We start from the raw sequence: 16,133 nt of genomic DNA, 5'->3' as shown, positions 1-16,133 counted from the left end.
GCCGATATGACCGCTTGCTCCGAGCCTGTTCGAAAGGCATGGGCCGGACTGCGACCGGCTCAGCCCGAACGGCAGCTCGTTGCCGGATCGAATCGCGGTGGCTGGCCGCCGTCCGGCGCATCCGACGCCGGGTTTGACGCACCTACGACACTGCCCTAGAGTCCACCCTCTTTGTCTGTCGAACGGGCGCCGGATTGATGGCGATTTCACTCCTGCGAATTCTGCTGCTGACCATGTTGCTGGTCGCGACCATTTCCTCCGCGACCGCCGAGGATGAGCCTGCGCCCGCGCCCCTCACGCCTCCCTCGCCCGCCGAAGCCCCCCCTGCGCAGGCCGCCGACGTACCGGCACTCGGGAGCTTGCGACCGCGGACCGCAGCGCGATCAACGGAAGGCCTGACCGCTTCCCCGAGCCAGGTGCTCGAACTGCGCGATCCGACTCCCCGTGTACTGACGCTCGACCTGACGCGTGACGCAAACGACATTTGGGACCGCATCCGGCGGGGGTTCGGGATGCCGGATCTCGACACCGAAGCCGTCGCCGAGCAGCAGCTCTTCTACCTCAACCGCCCGGGCTTCCTCAAGAAGGTGTTCGAACGCGGCGGACGCTACCTCTACCACATCGTCGACGAGCTCGAACGCCGCGGCATGCCGACCGAGCTGGCGCTCCTGCCGATGGTCGAGAGCAGTTACAACCCGATGGCCTATTCGCGCGCCCGTGCGTCAGGGTTGTGGCAGTTCATTCCCTCGACCGGCCGCAACTACAACCTCACGCAGGACAAGTGGGTGGACGAGCGGCGCGACGTCATCGCTTCAACCAACGCTGCGCTGGACTATCTCCAGACCATCTACGAGATGCAAGGCGACTGGCACCTTGCCCTCGCGTCGTACAACTGGGGAGAAGGTGCCGTCGGGCGGGCCGTCCAGAAGAATCTCGCCGCGGGGCTTCCCGCGGAATACAGCCAGCTGCGAATGCCCGAGGAAACCCGCAACTACGTCCCCAAGCTGCAGGCACTGAAGAATATCGTAGCGCAGCCCGAACTCTTCCACTTTGAACTGCCCTACGTCCCCAACACTCGCCATTTCGTCACCGTTACGGCGCCCGCGGGCATCGATCTTGCCACGGCAGCCCGGCTTGCCGAAATGCCGCTCGACGAGTTTCTCGCACTGAATCCCTCGTACAACCGCCCCGCCATCGCGCAGGCCAACTCGCTCGTGATCCCGGTTGACCGGGCCGAACGCTTCCGCGCGCGCCTCGCCGAGCGGCAAGACGCCGGCCGGCAGTGGCGCACCTACGAAATGCAGCGTGGCGACACCCTCGCATCCGTCGCGCGCGACTTCGGCCTTTCGCCCAGCGAACTGCAGCAGATCAACGGACTGGACGCCCGCAGCCGGGTCAGCGCCGGCTACACGCTGCTAGTGCCCGAGGGCGGGGAAATGGCTGGCGCTCTTGCCGCGGCCCGGATGATTCCCCGCGCCGCGGCACTCGACACCAGCACGATTCCGCCGCCGTCGGCGGGCAAGGTCAACGGCAAGGGCGGCCGGAAAGGCGCACACGCCGGCGGAAAGACGCACACGGGCAAATCCGCGGCCGGCAATCGCAAAGGCACGTCGGCCAAGGTCCCGGCTGCGACACGAGCAGCCGGGAAGTCCGGCACCAAGTCGAAGACCAGCGCCAAGCCGGCGACCAAGCAGGCGGGCAAGTCGACAACGAAGCCGCACGCGAAGAAACGCTAACTCCGTCGCGAGTTTCAGAGCGGCCAGTGGCAACGCACGCTGCGCCCGCCGCGCAGCTCCGTCTGCGCCGGATACTGGGCGCGGCAGATGTCGGTGGCGCGTTCGCAGCGCGGGTGAAAATGGCAACCGGACGGCGGGGCCAGCGGCGATGGCAGATCGGCGGCAGCGGTCGTCCGGGCAATCCTGCCTGCTTCCCCCGCCTTGACTGCAGTTTCACGTGCGATGTCCGGTACGGCGGCCAGTAATGCGCGGGTGTAGGGATGCGCTGGCGCCTCCAGCACTTTCGCGACCGCCCCCTGCTCGACGATCCGCCCCAGATACATCACCGCGACGTCGTCGGCCATCCAGCTCACCACCCCGATGTTGTGCGTGATGAAGAGGTAGGCCAGTTCGAATTCGGCCTGCAGCTCGCGCATCAGGTTCAGGATCTGCGCCTGCACCGAGACGTCCAGGGCGCTCGTCGGTTCGTCGCAGACGATCAGCTTCGGCTGCACCGCGAGCGCACGGGCGATCGCGATGCGCTGGCGCTGGCCGCCGGAAAATTCGTGCGGATAGCGCAGCTTCATGTCCGGCGTGAGTCCCACGCGCGCGAGCAGCGTGTCGATGCGCGCGGCTCGTTTCAGCGCATCCGGCTCCACGCCGAGCGCGAGCAAGCCCTCCTCGATGATCTCGCCGACGCGCATGCGCGGGTTGAGCGACGCGAAGGGATCCTGGAACACCATCTGGAAGTCGCGTCGCAGTTCGCGCAAGGCCGCCTGCGACAGACCGGCGAGCGGCGTGCCGTCGAGGTACACCTCACCTCCGGTCGGCGTCACGAGCTGAAGGATCGCCTTGCCGGCAGTGGTCTTGCCGCAACCCGATTCGCCGACCAGCGCCAGCGTGCGCCCGGGCGCGAGCGTCAGGCTCACGCCGTCGACAGCGCGTACGCGCGCGACCTCTCGGCGCAGCAGCCCCTTGCGCACCGGAAAATGCACTTGCAGGTCGCGCACGTCCAGCAGCGGTGCGACCGGTTGCGAGGACGGCTGCCGCAGGATCGTGCCTTCCGCGCCCCGGACCGTTTCCGTCGCGCGGTGCGCGCCGGCATACAGATGGCAGCGCACGGACTGGGCGCCGACGACGTGCCAGGCGGGCGCCTCGTCGTGGCAGCGCGCGAAGACATCGGGACACCGTCCGGCGAAGCGGCAGCCCGCGAAGGGCTGGTCCAGCGGCGGCACCTGCCCGCCCAGCGCCGCGAGCGGACGGCCACGCTGGGCGTCGGTCGGCAGCGCAGCGAACAGTTTGCGCGAATAAGGGTGCAGCGGGGCGCGGAAGAAGTCGTCGCGCGCGCCGGTCTCGACGAGCTCGCCGGCGTACATCACGCCGATGCGCTGCGCCATGCGCGCGACCACGCCCAGATCGTGGGTGATCAGCAGCATGCCCATTCCCCGCTCGGCCTGGAGCCCGACGAGCAGGTCCAACACCTGCGCCTGGATCGTCACGTCGAGGGCCGTCGTCGGCTCGTCGGCGATCAGCAGCTCGGGTTCGCCCGCGAGCGCCATCGCGATCATCACGCGCTGCTTCATCCCGCCCGAAAACTGGAAGGGATAGTCGTCGAGGCGGCGTTCGGCGTCGGGAATTCCCACCGCGTCGAGCAGCCGTCGCGCCTCTTCCCGGGCGGCCGCGCCGCGCAGCCGGCGGTGGCGCGCGAGGACCTCGCCGATCTGAGTCATCACGGTCATCACCGGATTGAGGCTGGTCGACGGCTCCTGGAAGATCATCGCGATCTTTCCCCCACGCACTTCGCGCATGTCGGCCTCGGTGCGCGCGAGCAGATCGTCGCCCGCAAAGCGCACGTTTCCGGCGATGATGCGCCCGGCGTCCGGCAGCAGGCGCAGCAGGGCCAGCGCGGTCATGGATTTGCCGCAGCCAGACTCGCCCAGCAGGGCGAAGGTCTCCCCTGCCCCGATCGAGAAGCCTACGCCGTCCACCGGCCGCACCGGCCGTCCGGACGTGCCGATATGCACACGCAGCCCGCTTACATCGAGAAGCGGAGCGACGGGCGCGCGATCGCGGCTTTCAGGTTGCGGAATGGCATTTCCGGTCAAGGCGGTCATCGGGCGCAGGAGTGGGGAATGAGCGGTGGACGGTAAAGGGGCCGCTTGCGCGGCCCCCTGGCGATCAGTTGTGCGATGACAAACCGATCAGTGATGGTGGCCGCCCGCACCGTGCACATGGCCGTGCGACAGCTCCTCGGCCGTCGCGGGGCGCACTTCGGCGACCGTCACGTCGAACACCAGCGCCGTGCCCGCGAGCGGGTGGTTGCCGTCGACGACGACCTTGCCGTCGGCGATGTCGGTGATGCGGTAGATCATTTCCTCTTCGCCGTCATCCGTGACGCGCTCGAAGGACATGCCGACCTCGATGTTCTCGGGGAATTGGCTGACGTCCTCGACCAGCACCAGCTCCTCGTCGTATTCGCCGAACGCGTCTTCGGGCTGCAGCTTGACCTTCAGTTGCTCGCCGACCTTCTTGCCGTGCAGCGCTTCCTCGATGGCGGGGAAGATGCCGTCGTAGCCGCCGTGGATGTAGACCAGCGGCTGCTGGCCGTCATCGATCATGTTGCCGTCCGGATCGACGACGGTGTACTTAAGCGTTACGACGGTGTTCTTGACAATTTCCATTGGCTTTCTCGGTTTCCAGTTTCCTGACCAGTTCGAAGACCCCCGCCGCATGGCCGCGGGGGTTTACGTCGTGGAGTGCGTAGCGGACGACGCCGTCCTTGTCGATCACGAAGGTCGTCCGTGCCACACCCATCTTCTTCACACCATCGACTTCCTTGGGCCGCCACACTTCGTAGAGCTTGCACACCTCGGTCTCGACGTCCGAGAGCAGACGTATCGACAGGCCGTGCTCGTCGCGAAATTCGGCATGGGTCAGGCAATCGTCGGGACTGACACCGACGATGATGCAGCCGTAGCGGGCGAAGTCCTCTTCATGGTCGGTGAAGTCGGCCGCCTGCAGGGTGCATCCCGGCGTGTTGTCACGGGGGTAAAAGTAGAGGACCACATGATGCCTGCCGCGTTCTGCGGCGAGGTCGAAATCCTCCATGTCCGCATCCGGCAGTGAAAACGTTGGCGCGATATCACCGATCTGCAGCATGTGATCTCCCTGACGTCGTTGGATTCTAGCCGAGACACGATGCGAACTCTACCTGCGTATCGCCCGCTTGCGTACACCGAATTTGTTAGCGGCTGGGACAACGACGGTCGTCAGGAAAGTGGCTTCCCTCGCACCCTGAGGGAGCAAGGCGCGAAACTGGTGAGGAAGGAAGCGTGCACCGGCATGTGATTTCCAAATGCTGGAAGACTGTATATAGTTACAGGTATGGAGGACGAAGCCATGACCGCCCGATTCATCTGCCCGCACTGCCATGCCTCGCTGAATCCGCATGCGATGGAGCGCGCCTACAGCGACCTCGCCGAATACCGCATCTGCCCGGCCTGCGACGAGGCCGTGTTCTTCGCCCTGCGTGACGCCCCGCGGATTCCCCCGTGGCTGCAGCGATCCGGTGCGGACACCACGGATGTGGAGGAACCCGTCGCCGCGTCCGCGTGGTCCAGGTGCGATGCCGATGTCCGGAGCGGATGCCGGTGAACATGCACGACGAAGCGACCGTGGAGGAGCCGGCAGCCTACCTCGATCACCTCAACGACGCACAGCGTGCGGCAGTCCTGTTTGGAACGGAACCGGGATCGGCGGATCACGCGCTTCCGCTTCTGGTAATCGCGGGTGCGGGTTCGGGCAAGACCTCCACCCTCGCCCATCGCGTGGCACACCTCGTCGCCAGCGGCGCGGACCCCGGGCGGGTCCTGCTGCTGACCTTTTCGCGCCGCGCCGCCGACGAGATGAGCCGCCGCGTCACGCGCATCATCTCCCGGCTGTCGAAAGACCGGCCGCGGCTTGCCGGCGCAACGCTCGAATGGTCCGGAACCTTTCATGGCATCGGTGCACGTCTGCTGCGCGAGTTCTCCGGGCGCATTGGCCTTGAGCCCGGCTTCACGATTCACGACCGCGAGGATTCCGGTGACCTGATGAACCTCGTGCGGCACGAACTCGGGCTGTCCGCGAAAACGAAGCGCTTCCCGATGAAAGGGACCTGCCTCGCCATCTATTCGGCCGCAGTCAATACCCAGGCACCGCTCGGCGAGGTGCTGCAAACATCCTTCCCCTGGTGCTCGGAGTGGGAAGCGGATCTGAAACGGCTGTTCCTCGGCTACGTCGAGGCGAAGCAGGCCCAGCAGGTGCTCGATTACGACGATCTCCTGCTCTACTGGGCGCAGATGCTGACCGACCCCGACCTTGCCAAGGAAATCGGCGGGCGTTTCTCCCACGTCCTGGTCGATGAATACCAGGACACCAACCGCCTGCAGGCCGCCATCCTGCTCGCGATGAAGCCTGACGGGTGTGGGGTCACGGTGGTCGGTGACGACGCGCAGGCCATCTACGCCTTCCGCGGCGCGACGGTGCGCAACATTCTCGACTTCCCCGGCCATTTCGATCCGCCCGCCCATCAGGTTACGCTCGACCGCAACTACCGCTCCACCCAGCCGATCCTTGGTGCGGCCAACGCCGTGATCGCCCTGGCCAGCGAACGTTTCACGAAGGACCTGTGGAGCGCGCGCGACGGCACACAGAGGCCGCGCCTGGTCGCGGTCAAGGACGATGCGGACCAGTCTGCCTGCATCGTCGAGTCGGTGCTCGCCCGGCGCGAGGAGGGAATCCGCCTCAAGTCGCAGGCGGTACTTTTTCGCGCATCGCATCACAGCGCACGCCTCGAAGTGGAACTCACCCGCCGCAACATCGCCTTCGTGAAGTTCGGCGGTCTGAAATTCCTCGAGGCCGCCCACGTCAAGGACGTCCTCGCGGTGCTGCGCTGGGCCATCAATCCGCGCGACCGCGTCTCCGGGTTCCGTGCTCTGCAGCTTCACGCCGGGATTGGGCCCAAGACGGCGGGCCGTGTCCTCGACAACATTGCTGCGGCGCCGGCGGGCTGCGTGCTGCTGGCCGAGCAGCCCGTTCCGGAAGCGGTGCGGGGCGCGTGGAGCCGATTCTCCGGTCTGCTCGAAGCAGTCGCGTCGGCGACGTGGCCCGCGAACCTCGAGCCGGTGTGCCAGTGGTACGTCGACGAGATGCCGCGGATGTACGACGACGCTGCAATCCGCGCGGGCGATATCGAGCAGCTCGCGCGCATCGCCGCCACCTACCCGAACCTCGAGCGCTTCCTGACCGAACTCACACTCGATCCGCCCAGCGCCACGAGCGATGAGTCGGGGATTCCCCTTCTCGACGAGGACTATCTCATCCTGTCGACAATCCATTCGGCGAAGGGGCTGGAATGGTCCGCCGTGACGCTGCTGAATGTGGTCGACGGCTGCCTGCCCTCCGACCTTGCGACGGGGAGCAGCGGAGAGATCGAGGAGGAGCGGCGCCTGCTTTACGTCGCGATGACGCGCGCGAAGGACCAGCTCGACCTGATCGTGCCGCAGCGCTTCCATGTTTCGCAGCAGCCCGGCCATGGCGACCGCCACGTGTATGCAAGCCGCACGCGCTTCATTCCCAACCGCATCCTCGAGCGTTTCGAGCAGACCTCGTGGCCGCCGCCGGCCGTGGCGCCGCGCCCCACGATGGAATCGCGTCGCATCGCATTCGACCTCGCCGAGAAGATGCGTTCGATGTGGAAATAGCGTGAGTTTTCCCCAGCGAATGTGGATAAGTCTGTGAGCCGGTGCTGGATGACACGCACAAGCCCTTCTGCGGACTGGCAATTCGCCTTCTGCTGCATTGATAGGCAACGTAGGCGCCGCGCCGCGTCCGCAGGGGCTCCCGGTCGCGGGCTACAGACCTCGAACGGGATGCGCTACCCTTGCAGTTTGCATGCGCACGGCTGATCGGCAGCCGAGCCGGCACCTGAATTCCTTGTTCCATCGGGAGCGGACATGACCCCGTATCAACCAGGCATCATGAAGGCCGTGCCACCGTTGGCACGCCACCTGTTCTTTACTCTCGACGCCGCCGACGGGCTGCACGACGCGCTGGATCGGCTGGCAAGGTTCGCGGACGGCGACACGACCGTCGTCGGGCTTGGCGAGTCGCTCGTTCGCGCGGCTGGGGGGCGCGTCGATGGACTGCGTGCCTTCCCGGTGCTGGGTGGCAGCGCCGTCGACATTCCTTCGACGCAACACGCGCTGTGGTGCTGGCTGCGCGGCGAGGACCGGGGCGAATTGCTGCACCGTAGCCGGCACATCGAAGCGGCAGTGGCGCCTGCGCTGCGGCTGGTGCTGGCGACCGATGCCTTCCGCTATGGGAAGGGCCTGGATCTCACCGGCTACGAAGATGGCACCGAGAATCCGGAGGGGGATGAAGCGGTCGCCGTGGCCTTCGCGTCCACCGGTCCGAAGGAGTGCCGGGGCGGCAGTTTTGCCGCCGTTCAGCACTGGCAGCATGATCTCGACCACTTCGATCGCCTGCCTGCGAACGAACAGGATCACATCATCGGCCGGAGGAAGGGCGACAACGAGGAGCTCGAGGATGCACCGGAGTCCGCGCACGTGAAGCGCACGGCACAGGAAAGCTTCGACCCCGAAGCCTTCGTGCTGCGGCGCTCCATGCCGTGGTCGGATGGCGCCCGGGCCGGTCTCGCGTTTCTCGCCTTCGGGCGCTCCTTCGACGCGTTCGAAGCGCAGCTGCGTCGCCTGGCCGGATTGGACGACGGTATCGTCGACGCGTTGTTCCGCTTCAGCCATCCGACGTCCGGGGGCTACTACTGGTGTCCGCCCATGAGCGACGGCCGCATCGCCCTGCGGGTGCCGAAAGGCTGAGTGAGCCGCGCCCGTGCCGCCGTTACGGCGCTAAGCGGCTGCCGGACCAGTTTCCAGCTGCCGCAGCGCCTCGGCGATTTCCGCGGCGCTGCCGGGACGCACGATGCGCGCGACTTCCACCCCGTCGCGCAGGAACACTAACGTCGGCCAGAGCTTGACCCGGAAGGAGCGCCCCAGCGGCCTCCCCGGCCCGTCCTCGATCTTCAGGTGGCGAATCCCCGGATGGGCGGCAAAGGCCTCCGCGATCAGCGGCTGTGCGCCGCGGCAGTAACCGCACCATCCGGTGCCAAACTCCAGTACCGTCGCTCCCTTCAGCGCATCGATTTCCTTGCGGTCGGGGGCGACGGTCGCATACTCGGCATTCATTTCCAGTCCTGGCTCCCTATCCTTTCGGGTCGCGGGACATTATCGGCCGCGCGGCGGCGCGGGTGAAGGGAATGTCGGTCCCTGCCATGCGCGACGCGTGCAAGCCGCCCGACTCGCCCTTCCCTCCGTCTGCCCGGGGCAAGCGCCGGCGATCAGGTGTGGAAGCGCCCCACGGCCCCCTGCAGTTCTTCCGCCAGTTCGCCCATGTTACGAGCCGCGGCGGCCGTCTTGCCGGCAGCTTCGCTGTTGCCCTGAGCCATCTGCTTGATCGTCTCGATACCCGAGAATACGTCGGCGCTCACGCGCTCCTGCTCCTGGGTCGCAGCGGCGATGTTGTCGAGGCCGCGACCGACCGCGACGACCGACTCGCTGGCTGCGGCAAGCACGCCGTTTACCGTCATCATGGATTCGCGGCTCGTCGCGATGTGATCCATTGCATCGGCGATGGAACGCGTGACCTGTTCGGACTGCTTGCCGAGCGTGTGCGTGATGGCGTCGATCTCGTTCGCCGACGACGCCGACTTCTCGGCGAGCTTGCGCACCTCGTCGGCGACCACCGCGAAGCCGCGGCCCTGTTCGCCGGCCCGGGCTGCCTCGATGGCGGCGTTGAGCGCGAGCAGGTTGGTCTGCTCGGCGAGTTCCTTGACCTCGCTGGTGATGTGCGTGATCGCAGTGGTGCTCGACACGAATTCACCGACCGAATCGGCGATCCCGCGCACCGTGGTTTCAACCATGCCGACACGATCGCCCAGTGTCGTGAGGCTGGAGTTCCCCTCGTCGGAGCGCCGCAGGCTCTCGCGCGACAGCTGGCGTACGTCTTCGGAGCTGCGCGCGACGGTGGCGATGCTTGCCACCATCTGCCCGACCGCCTGCGCCGTGGTGGCCGACGTGGCGTTCTGGCTCTGCGAGGATCCGACCACCTGATCGGCCCGCACGACGAGCTCGGACGCGGCGCTCGATACCTGCGACGCCGACTCGCCGACGTGGCGCACCAGCGCGCCGATCTTCGCCATCATCTCGTTGAACACGGACGATGCGACACCGATCTCGTCCTTGCCGCGCACCTCGAGCCGCCGCGTCAGGTCGCCCTCGCCGGACACGATCGCGCGCAGGCCCGCCACCATGCGTTCGAGCGGCCCGGTCACGGCGCCGCGGATGAACCACCAGATGAAGACCAGCAGCACGAGGCTGGCGAGCAGCGCGATGCCCAGCGATCGCATGCGCTGCGTCGAGATGGCCTTGTCCATCTTGTCGAGCGAGATCTTTATGCTGATCACGCCCAGGGTCGCATTCTCCGGCGCGTCATGACATTCAAGGCAATTCTTGCCCAGATACTTGCTGACGTTCTTGGCCGGGCGGATCGCGAGCAGGTAGGGCCCCTTGTCGTCCTCGCGCACGTCGATGAACTCCTTGCCGGTGCGGATGACCTGCGCTTCGATGTCGTTGGGTTTCAGGTCGTTGCGCGGCTTGCCCGCATCCTTCGAGCTTTCGACACCCTCGCGCGCGACCTCGCTCGGCACCACGCGCAATTCGCGGATCACCGCGAGACTGCCGATCTGGTCGAGCAGCACGTGTTTCTTGTGCATGGTCTCGGTGATCATCATCGCCGTCAGCCCCGCCAGCGCGGAGTCGTACATGCTGTGCGAGAAATCGACGGCCTGCTCGATGGCCATCTTACGGTTATTCTGGCTTTCCCAGAATATCGTTCCCGCCCAAACGACGATCAGCAGCGTCCAGATCGACGCCGTCAGGCGCACCCAAATCTTGATATCCGAGAATCGGAGCATCTTCTTCTACCTTTCACTCTCGCCGAGAGTGTGAAAACTCTTCGGACTGCGGAACGGCGCCTCCCACTTCCGGCCGAACCCGCCCATCCCCGCAACATGAAACCCGATTTGGGTCACGCGAACATTCTAACCACGCGGCAAGCGGTCCTCATGCGGAAGAACCACATATTCCCCGTCCATTTCGCTGTTTTGGAACGCCGGTAGCGCACCGGGCCACGGCCTCTGACTTTCGCCATAGGCATGCGTATGGCGTGCGGCGTGACCGACAATGTCCTGAAACTGATCCGCACGTGCGTGGTCGACATGGCAGCGACGGGCGCTTTCGATCGTTCGCCAGGGTGCATGCCTGCGGCTGCGCGGGGCAGAGTCGGGAATTTGCGGTTCGCCGTGACGTCCTTCCTTTGTCGTGCCACGCACGGGCGGAATGCCGATGGTGTGCGCTAAACTGACCCAAAAAAATGCGAGAGGCGAGGAGCAAGCCATGACCACCGTAGCGCGGTTCGAGGTCGAGTTCACCCGGTTTCTCAATGCGGAGGGCGAGGCGACGCAGGAGCTGCCTGCTTTTGCCCTCGATCCCGCCAACCTGATTCCCCTCTATCGGGCGATGCAGCTCACGCGCGCGTTCGATACGAAGGCGATCGCTTTGCAGCGCACGGGCAAGATCGGCACCTTCGCGTCCGCACTCGGGCAGGAAGCGATCGGGATCGGCGTCGCCAGCGCAATGCGCAAGGAGGACGTGCTAGTGCCCTCCTACCGCGACCACGCGGCGCAGTTTGTGCGCGGCGTGACGATGACCGAAAGCCTGCTGTATTGGGGCGGCGACGAGCGCGGCAGCAATTTTGCCGTGCCGCGCGAGGACTTCCCGAGTTGCGTGCCGATCGGCAACCAGGTGTGCCATGCGGCGGGCGCGGCCTACGCGTTCAAGCTGCGCAAGGAAGCGCGCATCGCCGCCTGTTTCCTGGGGGATGGTGCGACGTCGAAGGGCGACTTCTACGAAGCGCTGAATTTCGCCGCCGTGTGGCGCGCGCCGCTGCTGGTCGTCATCAACAACAATCAGTGGGCGATCTCAGTGCCGCGCGAACACCAGACGATCACCCCGACGCTGGCGCAGAAGGCGATCGCCGCGGGCGTCGAGGGCGTGCAGGTCGATGGCAACGACGTGATCGCCGTGCATGACGCGGCGCGCCGGGCGATCGACAAGGCACGTGCGGGCGGCGGGCCGACACTGATCGAAGCGATCAGTTATCGTCTGGGGGACCACACGACCGCCGACGACGCGACGCGCTACCGTGATCCGGACGTCGTGCAACAGCAGTGGGCGAACGAGCCGATCCGCCGCCTGCGCAACCATCTCGCGCGCATCGGCGCATGGGACCAGGAGAAGGAGGAGCGGCTGCAGAAGGAATGTGCGGACCAGGTCGCCGCCGCGGTCGACGCCTATCTCGCGATTCCGCCACCCACGGCGGCGGCGATGTTCGACCACCTGTACGCCGAATTGCCGGCGGCGATGAAGGAGCAGTTCGACGCGGCGCAGTGGTTCGCGTCCCACGACGGAGGAAGCAGCCATGGCTGAGCTGAATCTGGTCGAAGCGATCAATCGCGCCCTGGTGTGGGAGATGGCGCACGATCCGTCGGTGGTCGTGCTCGGCGAGGACGTGGGCGTCAACGGCGGCGTGTTCCGCGCAACGCTCGGCCTGCAGGAGCGCTTCGGCCCCGAGCGCGTGATCGACACGCCGCTCGCCGAGACGGCCATCGTCGGCACGGCGATCGGCATGGCGGCGATGGGGCTGAAGCCCGTTGCGGAGATCCAGTTCTCCGGCTTCATCTATCCGGCGATGGATCACATCTGGAACCACGCGGGGCGGCTGCGCAACCGCACGCGCGGGCGGCTGTCGTGTCCGCTGGTCGTGCGCTCGCCCTGCGGCGCCGGCATCCATGCACCCGAGCATCATTCGGAAAGCCCCGAGGCGCTGTTCGCCCATCTGCCCGGCGTGCGCGTCGTGATCCCCTCCTCCCCGTCGCGCGCCTACGGCCTGCTGCTCGCGGCGATCCGCGACCCCGACCCGGTAATCTTCCTCGAACCGACGCGGCTCTACCGCCTGTTCAAGCAGGAAGTGGCCGACGACGGCGAGGCGCTGCCGCTCGACGTGTGCTTCACGCTGCGTTCGGGCACCGACGTGACGCTGGTGAGCTGGGGCGCGATGCTCAATGAGACGCAGGCCGCGGCCGAAGCGCTGGCGCAGGAAGGCATCATGGCCGAGGTGATCGACGTCGCGACGCTCAAGCCGCTGGATATGACGACGATCCTCGAATCAGTCACCCGCACCGGACGCTGCGTGATCGTGCACGAGGCGACACGTACCGGCGGCTTCGGCGCGGAGATTGCGGCGAACCTCGCCGAGCACGGGTTGTATTCGCTGCTCGCGCCAGTGCAGCGGGTCACCGCGTGGGATGTGGTCGTGCCGCTCTCGCGGCTCGAATACCAGTACCTGCCTAGCGTCGAGCGCATCGTCGCGGCAGTCATGAAAACGCTGGAGGGCGCATGAAGATCTTCAAACTGCCCGACCTGGGCGAAGGACTGCAGGAAGCCGAGATCGTCGAGTGGCATGTGAAGCCGGGCGACGAGGTGCAGGCGGACCAGCCGCTGCTGTCGGTCGAGACCGCCAAGGCGATCGTCGAGATCCCGGCGCCGTGGGGCGGACGCATCGAGAAGCTGTTCGGCGAGGCGGGCCAGATCGTGCTGGTCGGTGCGCCGCTGATCGGCTTCGAGGGGGCTGCGGGCGACGCCGACAGCGGTACGGTGGTCGGGGAAGTGAAGGTCGGCACGCAGGTGCAGCAGGAGGCGCCGGCCGCGGTCGGGCGCCCGGCCGCGGCGATCAAGGCGACTCCCGCGGTGCGCGCGCAGGCGCGGCAGCTCGACGTCGACCTGGCGATGGTCACGCCCTCGGGGCCGGACGGACTCATCACGCTCGCGGACGTCCAGCGGGTGGCGAAGATCCTCGCCGAAGTGGGCCCGCCCGAGATCTTGCGTGGCGTGCGGCGCGCGATGGCGCAGAACATGGCGCTTGCGCAGAGCGAGGTCGCTGCCGCGACGGTGATCGACGACGCCGACATCCATGCGTGGCCGGCCGGCACCGACATCACTGTGCGCCTGATCCGCGCGCTGGTCGCGGGCTGCAAGGCCGAACCGGGCCTTAACGCTTGGTACGAGAGCCACACGATGGGCCGTCGCATCCTGAAGAAGATCGATGTCGGGATCGCTGTTGACCTCGTTGACGGACTCTTCGTGCCGGTGCTGCGCGACGCCGCGAACCGCGACCCGGCCGACCTGCGCGCGGGGCTCGACCGCATGCGTGCAGACGTCGCGGCGCGCAAGATTCCCGCCGAGGAGATGCGCGGCAACACGATCACGCTGTCCAACTTCGGAATGATCGCGGGCAAGTACGCGGCGCCCATCGTCGTGCCGCCGACGGTCGCGATCCTCGGCGCAGGCCGCGTGCATGAGCAGGTCGTCGCCTTCGACGGCAAGCCGGCCGTGCATCGCGTCCTGCCCTTGAGCCTCACGTTCGATCACCGCGTGGTCACCGGTGGCGAGGCGGGACGCTTCCTTGCTGCGGTGATTGCCGATCTGAGCGCCCCGACCTAGTTGTTTAGTCGGGTCGCGCGGCAGGAGGGGCGCGGCGACGAGCCCCTCACCGCGCTTTCGTCGCCCGCCCGACCGGGCTGAACCGGAACGGGCGCGCCAGCGCCGCCGAAATCTCGGCGTCGCGATCGTAGAGATCGGGCCGGAAGCTTGCCTTGCCATCGTCCCCGACTTCGACGGTGTGGTACAGGATCATCACCGGCACGCGGCGCTCGACCGGGACCGTGCGCGTTTCACCGGTCTCGATGGCCTTCTGCAGCGCCTCCGCATTCCACTGCGCGGGGTCGTCGAGCAGCAGCACGGCCAGTTCCAGCGGACGCTCGAGGCGGATGCAGCCCGAGCTGAAGGCCCGCTCGCTGCGCCCGAACAGCGCTTTCGACGGGGTGTCGTGGAGATACACCGAGTACTCGTTCGGCAGCATGAACTTGATCCGCCCGAGCGGATTCTCCGCTCCCGGCGCCTGAATGATCTGGTACGGGAAACCGCCGTCGCGGTAGCGCGCCCAGGTGATGGCGGCCGGTGCGATCGCCCGCCCGGAGCCATCGACGACACGCATGTCGTTCTCGGCGAGGTAGCGGGCATCGCGGAGCACCTTGGGCACGACATCCTCGCGCAGGATCGTCGGCGGCACGACCCATTTCGGATTGAGCACGAGGTACTGCATCACCGCCCGGAAGGTGGGCGTCTTGCGGTAAGGACGGCCGACCACCACGCGCGACTGCCACGCAAGCCGGTTGTCGAGGTACAGCCGGGCGCTGAACCCGGCGATGTCGACGATCAGGTAGTCGCCCTCGATGTCCTGCGCAACCCAGCGCAGGCGTTCGAGATTCACGCGGATCTGCTCGATGCGCCGGCCGACGTCGATTTGCAGCGCGGCGAGTGTGAGGCGGCCGACCGCGCCGTCAGGCTCCAGGCCATGGTGTGACTGGAAGGCGATCACTGCCGTGCGCAGTCCGTCGTCGAACAGATCCGGTTCGGGAGTGCCGGACGGCACGTAGTCGGCACTCGCCGCCAGGCGCGCACGCAGGGCCGCGACGCGGGCATCCCGCTCGCCGGGCCGCAGCGTCGGCCCCGGACGAAGCGCCGGCCAGCCGCCGCGCGCCTCGATTGCCCGGTAGGCCGCGAGCGCGCCGCGCAGGCGGCGGTAGGATTCGAGTTGCGGTGCGTAGCGCTCGACGGCGTCGTGAAGCGAGTCCGCACGTACCAGCGCCTCGAGCGCCTGTACCGGCTGCACTGCCCCCAGGGAGCGCGAGAAATTCCACTCCGGGTAGAGTTCGCGCGGGTCGATCTTGCCGAATCGCAGGTGATACACCAGCCGGATCAGCGCCTCCGTGAACAGCAGTTCGCGGTCCGCCATCTTTCGGGGATCCCTGCCGGCCGCATCGGCCACCCTGTCCAGTACGTCGATCTGGTAGTCGGCGGGATCGAGCCCGTGGCTCACGCTGTCGCGGACTGTCGTCAGCAGCGCATGGCGGCGGTCGGCGTCGGTCCACACCGGTGCGAAGCCCCGGCTTTCGTAGAACTCCGGGATCAGCCTGCGTGCGGCGATGACGCCGCCCCCGGGGCGCACGTCGCGGCTGTTACGCAGCGCTTCGGTGCGCTCGCGGAGGGCGTCCCGTAGCGGGGCGTCCCGTAGCGGGGCGTCGGTCGACGGCGCGGCGAGGGCCACGGTGGCGAGTGCAAGCAGGATCACGACGAACACCCCACGAATCGCACACCCGATTCGTGCCGCAGCGTTTACGAT

At 67.0% G+C, this 16,133-nt stretch carries 13 protein-coding genes; 7 read left to right on the top strand and 6 right to left on the bottom strand.

The genetic code is table 11. The annotated features are described in order from the left end of the window. Nucleotides 1–197: 197 nt before the first annotated feature. Entirely contained in the window at nucleotides 198–1,736 is a 1,539-nt protein-coding gene (locus tag CDA09_RS11905) for a transglycosylase SLT domain-containing protein (protein WP_286164099.1), read from the top strand. 14 nt (nucleotides 1,737–1,750) lie between these two features. On the opposite strand, the gene CDA09_RS11900 is transcribed toward CDA09_RS11905, so the two are convergent. The 3 genes from CDA09_RS11900 to CDA09_RS11890 form a co-directional block, all read right to left on the bottom strand. Beyond that, nucleotides 1,751–3,829: an ABC transporter ATP-binding protein gene (locus tag CDA09_RS11900; RefSeq protein WP_121428865.1), complete on the bottom strand. Its 2,079-nt coding sequence runs from the start codon at nucleotides 3,827–3,829 to the stop codon at nucleotides 1,751–1,753. An 87-nt stretch (nucleotides 3,830–3,916) separates the two neighbouring features. Next, a complete protein-coding gene (locus CDA09_RS11895) occupies nucleotides 3,917–4,396 on the bottom strand; it encodes an FKBP-type peptidyl-prolyl cis-trans isomerase (protein ID WP_121428864.1) in 480 nt (159 codons plus the stop codon). Then, entirely contained in the window at nucleotides 4,362–4,874 is a 513-nt protein-coding gene (locus tag CDA09_RS11890) for a peroxiredoxin (protein WP_121430846.1), read from the bottom strand. The genes CDA09_RS11895 and CDA09_RS11890 overlap by 35 nt, the downstream gene beginning before the upstream one ends. Nucleotides 4,875–5,114: 240 nt before the next feature. Here CDA09_RS11890 and CDA09_RS11885 point away from each other — a divergent pair, with 240 nt between their 5' ends. From CDA09_RS11885 to CDA09_RS11875, 3 genes are all read left to right on the top strand, one after another. Continuing rightward, on the top strand, nucleotides 5,115–5,369 hold the full coding sequence (locus CDA09_RS11885; protein WP_128106563.1) for a hypothetical protein: 255 nt from the start codon (nucleotides 5,115–5,117) through the stop codon (nucleotides 5,367–5,369). A gap of 2 nt (nucleotides 5,370–5,371) precedes the next feature. Beyond that, nucleotides 5,372–7,459, top strand: a complete 2,088-nt coding sequence (locus CDA09_RS11880; protein WP_121430845.1) for an ATP-dependent helicase — start codon at nucleotides 5,372–5,374, stop codon at nucleotides 7,457–7,459. A 252-nt stretch (nucleotides 7,460–7,711) separates the two neighbouring features. After that, nucleotides 7,712–8,593 (top strand): Dyp-type peroxidase, encoded by an 882-nt coding sequence (locus tag CDA09_RS11875; RefSeq protein ID WP_121428861.1) that lies wholly within the window; start codon nucleotides 7,712–7,714, stop codon nucleotides 8,591–8,593. A 30-nt stretch (nucleotides 8,594–8,623) separates the two neighbouring features. Here the strand turns inward: CDA09_RS11875 and CDA09_RS11870 are convergent, their stop codons facing one another. Together CDA09_RS11870 and CDA09_RS11865 are read right to left on the bottom strand one after the other, a co-directional pair. Continuing rightward, nucleotides 8,624–8,959, bottom strand: coding sequence for a thioredoxin family protein (locus CDA09_RS11870; protein ID WP_121428859.1), 336 nt, complete (start codon nucleotides 8,957–8,959; stop codon nucleotides 8,624–8,626). Between the two features lie 152 nt (nucleotides 8,960–9,111). After that, nucleotides 9,112–10,746 (bottom strand): methyl-accepting chemotaxis protein, encoded by a 1,635-nt coding sequence (locus CDA09_RS11865; RefSeq protein ID WP_121428857.1) that lies wholly within the window; start codon nucleotides 10,744–10,746, stop codon nucleotides 9,112–9,114. Nucleotides 10,747–11,227: 481 nt separating this feature from the next. Between CDA09_RS11865 and pdhA the strand changes: the two genes are divergently transcribed. From pdhA to CDA09_RS11850, 3 genes are read left to right on the top strand one after another with little or no spacing between them, the layout of a single operon-like run. Then, the gene (gene pdhA / locus CDA09_RS11860; protein ID WP_121428855.1) at nucleotides 11,228–12,319 is read left to right on the top strand and encodes a pyruvate dehydrogenase (acetyl-transferring) E1 component subunit alpha; all 1,092 of its coding nucleotides are present in this window, start codon (nucleotides 11,228–11,230) and stop codon (nucleotides 12,317–12,319) included. Further along, a complete protein-coding gene (locus CDA09_RS11855) occupies nucleotides 12,312–13,292 on the top strand; it encodes an alpha-ketoacid dehydrogenase subunit beta (RefSeq protein WP_121428853.1) in 981 nt (326 codons plus the stop codon). Before pdhA ends, CDA09_RS11855 begins: the two co-directional genes overlap by 8 nt. Next, nucleotides 13,289–14,392: a dihydrolipoamide acetyltransferase family protein gene (locus CDA09_RS11850; RefSeq protein ID WP_121428851.1), complete on the top strand. Its 1,104-nt coding sequence runs from the start codon at nucleotides 13,289–13,291 to the stop codon at nucleotides 14,390–14,392. Before CDA09_RS11855 ends, CDA09_RS11850 begins: the two co-directional genes overlap by 4 nt. A 46-nt stretch (nucleotides 14,393–14,438) precedes the next feature. On the opposite strand, the gene CDA09_RS11845 is transcribed toward CDA09_RS11850, so the two are convergent. Continuing rightward, on the bottom strand, nucleotides 14,439–16,091 hold the full coding sequence (locus tag CDA09_RS11845) for a L,D-transpeptidase family protein (RefSeq protein WP_286164098.1): 1,653 nt from the start codon (nucleotides 16,089–16,091) through the stop codon (nucleotides 14,439–14,441). Nucleotides 16,092–16,133 lie beyond the last annotated feature (42 nt).

Origin of the sequence: Azoarcus sp. DN11, assembly GCF_003628555.1 — a bacterium.
Taxonomy (GTDB): Bacteria; Pseudomonadota; Gammaproteobacteria; order Burkholderiales; family Rhodocyclaceae; genus Aromatoleum.
Note: the sequence above shows the minus strand (reverse complement) of the source record. Positions and strands in the feature narration are given on the sequence as shown.